The following is a 6,627-nucleotide window of genomic DNA, read 5'->3' on the forward strand; positions in this document are numbered from 1 at the left end:
TTTCATCCCCGAAGGATTCCCCTTGGCCCGCCCGCATCCAAACATCCAGTCCGTCCCCTCGTCCCGCTTTCCTGCGTAACCTTCACCACTTAAATCCCAATTTATCTCTTCGGGCTCTTTATGAGGACGCTGCAGACAAGCGCTGCGGCCGCTGCGGCGATCATGAGAATAAATGTGCTGACAAAAGATCCGCTGGCATCGTACAACGCTCCGGCGATCGTTCCTCCAAAAGAGGAAATCAAAAGGTTCATGTTTATGATTGAAAAATTCACGGGATAATTCTTTCTTCCGAAAAACGCGCTGATAAACGCCGAGTTTGTCGGGTTGATTCCGCCGTAGGAAAAACCGGTGCAGATAAATCCTGCTATAATCAGGCCGAAATTCTTCTGTGTAAGGGCGATGAGTACCACACCAACAGATACGATAAATGCGACCGTAATGATGGCCATTGTCTTGGAGCGGCCCATTTTGTCAAATAAACCGCCGAAAATCAGACGGCCGATACCGTTAAATACGGAAATAAGGCCAACTACGGTTGCAATGGTTCCCGGGTCTACATTGGGGCCGACTTCCGTCGCAACCCCGCTGGCCTGGGATATCAGGGCCAGTCCGGCCGCGCTTAAAAGGATGGCCCAGACAAAATACAGCCAGAATGCCGATGTTCTTAACATTTCACCTGGGGTGGCTTCTAAACCGGCTTCCTTTTTCTTCTCTTTGCCGGATCCATTTTCAACTTTGATTCCGGCCAGATCAGCCGGCGTAGGCTTGACGAAGAAAAAACCGCTGACACCCAGCACAACTAAAAGGACGATGCCGAAAACAAAAAATGAGTTTCTCCAAACATCTATGCCCGGTCCGGCAGGAGTCGCCGCCTGGTATACCTTCCCGATAATAAAACTGCCGAAGCCGAAGCCCATCAGCAAAACACCGGAAATGAGACCCTGCTTATCAGGGAACCAGCCCAATACAGTGCTCATCACCATATTGTAAACAAAGCCTGACGCAAAGCCGCAGAACATTCCGTATCCGATGTAGAGAGTGGCCGGACTGCCGCTCTTTGACGCAATAAAAAATCCAATAAAAAACAAGGCTGCCGATATCCATACCCCCACCTTGGTATTGATCTTATTGGACAACAGGCCGCCTGCAAGACCGCCCACACAGAAAAATCCCATGCATATGGTGAATGTAAGGGACAACTGCGCTTTCGTCCACTCAGAAAAATAAGCTGCTATGGGAGATGAAAATACACTCCATGCATAGACCAGCCCTGCCAACAGCAATACGATGACGCCAACAACGGCGTAAACCCAGCGGTTTAATTTTTTATTCATACTTTACTCCTTTTCAGAGGACACCCTTATATGGCTGCCTCTTTTCCTTACTTTTTTATAGCTTTTTCCTTCATTTTATTCAAAAATGACCTGCTTTTGCCTGTGCAGATCCGCTGTCTGAATTTTATAGACAGCATTTATCCGGTACCCTTAGCCTTTTGAAACCTCAGGTACATCATGTCATCTCCCCTCTTTTCCTTATTGCATAACGCGATTATAACACATTTTATCGAACATATAAATTATGACATGTTGAATCAAACATTTTTGTAAGTTTTCGATAAGCATGCATTCCATTTTTTGTCTACATTTCACAATATTTACAATTTAATTTGTTATTTTGGGAATTTATGATAGAATCAACTATAAAAGATTTACAGATTTCATCCATAAAGGAGCGTTCCTATGAGAACATTAAAATATGCAATTTTAGGTTTAATTAACCGGGAACCCATGACCGGATATGATATCACCCGGGAATTTAACAGCAATAATCTGGCAAACTTCTGGTATGCGAAACACAGTCAGGTATACCCTGAACTGAGCCGGCTGATGGAAGAAGAATTAGTCACCTGCCAGGTTGTCATTCAGGGTGAAAAACTGGAAAAAAAGCTGTACACCATTACGGAAAAGGGACGCAGGGAGCTGATGGAGTGGCTGATGGAAGACGATCCTTTGGGGCCCACTCCAAAGGATGTATTCCGCCTCCGTCTTTATTTTTCTGACTTCATGACGCCGGAAGAATTGAAAAAGCATCTCCAGGAACAGATTAAAAAACACACCTCTAAACGCCAGTATCTTTCCGATATCATGGAACAGAACCATCATAATACTCCTCCGCCTGTAGGCACAAAGGAATGCGGGGATTTCATGGTGTTAGAAGGTGCGATTATCAGGGAAACGTCATATATCCAGTGGCTAAAAAATTGTTTGAAGCGCATGTGAGCGCATAAAAGAATTGCGGTTCTGGGGAATAAGTATGTCTAAGATCAATCTTTATTTAGTTGAGGGTGTTACGCAGGAAAGCGGGAGGAGGGGACGGACTGGATGTTTGGATGCGGGCGGGCCAAGGGGCATCCGTCGGGTATGAAAGCCATCTGGAAACCGTTAGTGAAACTTAGGCTCCAGGGATGAAAAAAGACGGGCAGAAACTGAAAACCAAATCAGTTTCTGAGATGCCCACTGAACGGTAAAGTCCATAAAGAGTTTACCGTGAATGGGCATCGGACCGTCTTTTTTCATTCCTGGAGTCTTAGTTTCACTTACGGTTGGAAGCCGGTTTTCATCCCCGACGGATGCTCCTGGGCCTGGCCCCTTCCAAAAATCCGGCCGTCTGTCCGCCCCCTCCTCCCGCTTTTCTGCGTAACTTTCACCCGTTAAATCCCATTTCTACACCACTCCTACTCCCCAATTTCCGGATAATCCGCTCCAAACCAGGTTGCAATAATTCCGTATGGCGTTTTCGGTGTTATTTTGCTTACCACGATCATGATAACCGTAGATATCAATGTTGCCACGATACATGCATTCATTCCTAAACTCCAGGGAAGCACGCCTTTGTCAATTAAAAGATAAAGAGGAATTCCAGTTACAATGGCGGCTATGGCTCCATATTCATTGGCTCCCTTCCAGTAGTAGCCCAGAAGCAGCGTGCTGGTGAATGCAACGGTCAGCCCTCCGGTTGAATATGTAATTAAACTCGCCAATAATGCCGGCGGATTCAATGCGAACAGGAATATGATCAGTGAAATCACAACGGTGGATACCAGCGACAATTTCTTTAACACTTCCGGTTTTGCCTTTGGCTGAAACAGGGTTTGATAGAAATCCTTTACAAAACAGGAACTGAGAGCTACAATCATGCCGCCTACAGAAGACTGTACCGCTCCGCAGACACCGGCCAGCACCAGTCCTGCCACCCAGGACGGAAGTACCTTTACAGTGAGGAGCGGGATCCCCATATCCGGTACGGCTAATTCAGGAAACATGGCTTTGATCGGAAAACAGAGCATATTCAGGCAGACCAGCCATACAAAAACGATCACCAATCCAACTTTGATCGCGTTGTGGAGCACTTTGGTGTTCTTATAGGTCAGAGCCGACATGGTAACATGAGGCAGTGTAAAGGTAGTAAAGCCCCAAAGGAATGCGAAGGAAAATACCATCTGTGGTTTCCACGCAGGCATGAACCATTCCGGCTGGGTATCCACCAGATTTTTAACAACTTCCCCGTAAGGGCCTGCCGCATTTTTACCCATCAGGAATAATATCACAACTGAGATGGTCATAATGATTCCCTGGATTACAATTGCGGTTGCGACACCCTTTACTCCGCCGGAAACAGCCGCTATGATAACGAGAACAGTGAAAATCGCAAGTCCGATCCAGTAAGGCTGCCCTGTCATAACCTGAAAAATTCTGCCGCCGCCCACGATGGTGGATACGGCAAAACCGCCCAGGAAAATCAGCAGTACCACTGATGCCAAAAATCCGAACAGTTTATTGTAGTTGTACCGGTGCATCAGCAGGCTGACAAATGACTGGGCATCGATTCTCCGGGCCACAATACCCGTCTTCTTACCAACCTGTCCCAACACCATAAAATTCATGGTCGTGCTCCAGAAACAGCAAAGCATCCATACGCTTCCCAGGGAATAGATATAGCCGGGCACTCCCAGGAAAACTCCGGCTCCGGCCACTCCCGCCGATACCATCATGGCAATCATGAGCATACCCATTCCACGCCCGCCGGTATAATATTCATTTACATATTTATCCACTGCGGTGGACTTCATCGATTTTCTGGAATAGAGGCTGTAGAAAAATAAAATTGCCGTATACAATGTAAAAACAATGATAATAACGGACCGTGCTCCGCTTGAAATACCAAGATCCATATATTTTTCCCCCTGTACGAATTACTTTTTCTCTTTTTTAATGAGTTTGCCTCTCGGCGTCACATCCATATCCATGAATACGTGGTCTATGATAAAAAAGCAGGTGATGATCATGACCACAAATTCACAGAGTTCCAAAAACAGCCAGAGCGGCAGACCTAATACATAAGTGTATTTAGACGGATCTGCGCCGAGTGTATACAGATTAATGATCAGCAGGGCGCAGTGAACGATAAACACTCCGATTACAACCCAATATTCCTTCATGATCTGTACAAATCTTTCATCCGGTTTGATGTCACTGAAATCATAATCCCGGCTGGATGGGTCAATTGCCTTCTTATTTTCTTTTGCATTTCCCATAAAAATACCCCCTTATTTCAGATCCACGGTGCTGTTCAGTTCCTTTGCCATCTCCTGCCAGCGGTCCATTCTGCGTTTTAACTCCGCCTTGCTCTCTTCATCTTCTCTGAAAGCAATGGCGGTCCAGTCCATTTCCTCCAATGACAAAATCACTTCATCGATCTTCTGATAAGGGATCGCGATCATTCTCAGTCCCGGCGGATAGGCTTTCCTCCTCTTGAGGCCATGATAAAAACCAGTTGTAATATGATTTACTTTACCGGATATTACCGGATAGGCATACATCCATGAACAGCTCATCACTGGGGATGATTTGGATTCCCAGAAATCACCGGTGATATAGCTGGTGGCGCGCATCAGAATATCCGCTTTTTCAACTTCCGCGATGCAAATGATCAGATCCGGGTCAAAGTCGCACTCATCCAACTGTGAAAACACCACATAATTCACTGTGCCGGGAACAATAACCGGCAGTTCCTGGTACAGCTTTCTACAGGCTGCTGCGGTCCGGTACATGCCAAAATCAAAGCCTGCCTGTCCGCTGGCCGTCACAGGCGGTTTTTCGATCATTCCTAAGGATACCTTTCCATAGCAGGCGTCATTTTCCTTGCTGATGTAGAATTTCCCCTTCCTCTTCTGAGCTTCCCGCACATATTCGCAAAAAGCGAAATGGCCGTCATAATGCTCTACCCCCTCAGGTTTTACGGCACAGTACTTCAAAGCAACCGGCGCGTAATCCAGTTCCAGTCTGGCAAACTGTTCTTTTGCTTTTTCACTTAACATCCCTTTATACCTCCTCTTTTATGATATAATTATAACAATTTGCGGGCTGTGGAGGAATTGAAGAAGCCAATGATCTTATCTGGCAGAAATGTGAAGATATGCAGAATTCTTAGAATATTTTTTCTATTTTACAGGTATTTTGTTCTACATTTATGATATAATCGATGCAGAAATTCAAGCTTTGCCTGAGTTATCAGACTGTGATATACTAATAGATAACAATTTGACAAATTAGTAACACAGCAGAAACGTAAAAAGGAGTATTTATTATGCCTCAGTCCCTGTTAAACTGTGAGTGGTCCTTCCTGTCCCAATTGATCTACCGGATCAATCAATGCAGCACCTACGAGGAATTCGCTGAAATCAGTCTAAAACAAATTAAAACTATGATTCCCTATACAAAAGGGATTGTTTTCCAGGCAGAGAATAAACAAGGCCAGATACGCATGACCAGCCCTTATTCCATCAGTCCTCCCGGATCTTTTTTTGACGAGAGCAAATATGTGGAAGGGAATTATTCCGCCAAATGGTCGGACTATATGTACACTCCATGGAGCAATGTATTCCGCTATTCCGACATCAGCATGGAAACGGACTGGACTAAAACTCCGATTTATCAGGATATCCTGGCCCCTCAAAACCTGCATTACGGGCTTTATACCACCTTAATTCACGATGACTGCCCTTTAGGAGCCATTGTGTTGTGGAAATCCAAGGAGGCTGGGGATTTTACTGAAAAAGAGATGTACATTATGGATGTGATGAAAATTCATTTTGAACTGAAGCTTTATTATCTTCTGACCACTCATATGACGCCCAAAAACTCTCTTCCCTCCGCATTTACCGAACCGATCACTTTATTTTCGAAGAATTATGACCTGACCAAAAGAGAAACCGAGATTTCTCAGCTGATCTATTACGGAAAAACCAGTGAAGATATCTGCGGCGGATTGTGTATCAGCGATTCCACTCTCAGAAAACATATTCACAACATCTACCGCAAAGTCGGGGTAAAAACCCGGGTTCAGCTATTAAAGGTGTTGGAGCGTTTTACATAAGAATATTGAATACGCTCAAATCTTTATTTAACGAGATGGCAGGAGTGACGCCATGAAGATGGGGAATCTGGGGCAGGCGGCCGTGGATGAGAGGAATTGGGGGGCGGATGCAGACCCTAAGAAATACTAAGGCCTTCAAGGACGAAAAAAGACAGTGCGGTGCCCATTCACGGTGAACTCTTTATGGACTTC

6 protein-coding genes are annotated in these 6,627 nt (G+C 45.3%); 2 read left to right on the forward strand and 4 right to left on the reverse strand.

Going from position 1 to position 6,627, the window contains the following annotated elements:
- Positions 1-101: 101 nt before the first annotated feature.
- Positions 102-1,334, reverse strand: a complete 1,233-nt coding sequence (locus tag GPL15_RS08955; protein ID WP_215698145.1) for an MFS transporter — start codon at positions 1,332-1,334, stop codon at positions 102-104.
- Positions 1,335-1,739: 405 nt separating this feature from the next.
- Between GPL15_RS08955 and GPL15_RS08960 the strand changes: the two genes are divergently transcribed.
- A complete protein-coding gene (locus GPL15_RS08960) occupies positions 1,740-2,279 on the forward strand; it encodes a PadR family transcriptional regulator (protein WP_215698147.1) in 540 nt (179 codons plus the stop codon).
- A gap of 455 nt (positions 2,280-2,734) precedes the next feature.
- Here the strand turns inward: GPL15_RS08960 and GPL15_RS08965 are convergent, their stop codons facing one another.
- Genes GPL15_RS08965 through GPL15_RS08975 form a run of 3 tightly spaced genes read right to left on the reverse strand, consistent with a single transcriptional unit; the run spans position 2,735 to position 5,377 of the window.
- Positions 2,735-4,231 carry a hypothetical protein gene (locus GPL15_RS08965; RefSeq protein ID WP_215698149.1) on the reverse strand — a complete coding sequence of 499 codons (1,497 nt, stop codon included), beginning with the start codon at positions 4,229-4,231 and terminating at the stop codon, positions 2,735-2,737.
- A 21-nt stretch (positions 4,232-4,252) separates the two neighbouring features.
- A complete protein-coding gene (locus GPL15_RS08970; protein ID WP_215698151.1) occupies positions 4,253-4,594 on the reverse strand; it encodes a YhdT family protein in 342 nt (113 codons plus the stop codon).
- A 12-nt stretch (positions 4,595-4,606) separates the two neighbouring features.
- Positions 4,607-5,377, reverse strand: a complete 771-nt coding sequence (locus GPL15_RS08975) for a DUF169 domain-containing protein (protein WP_215698153.1) — start codon at positions 5,375-5,377, stop codon at positions 4,607-4,609.
- 269 nt (positions 5,378-5,646) lie between these two features.
- Here GPL15_RS08975 and GPL15_RS08980 point away from each other — a divergent pair, with 269 nt between their 5' ends.
- Positions 5,647-6,435, forward strand: coding sequence for a LuxR C-terminal-related transcriptional regulator (locus GPL15_RS08980; protein ID WP_215698155.1), 789 nt, complete (start codon positions 5,647-5,649; stop codon positions 6,433-6,435).
- Positions 6,436-6,627: the final 192 nt, after the last annotated feature.

Source organism: Clostridium sp. MCC353 (assembly GCF_018785315.1).
Taxonomy (GTDB): Bacteria; Bacillota; Clostridia; order Lachnospirales; family Lachnospiraceae; genus CHH4-2.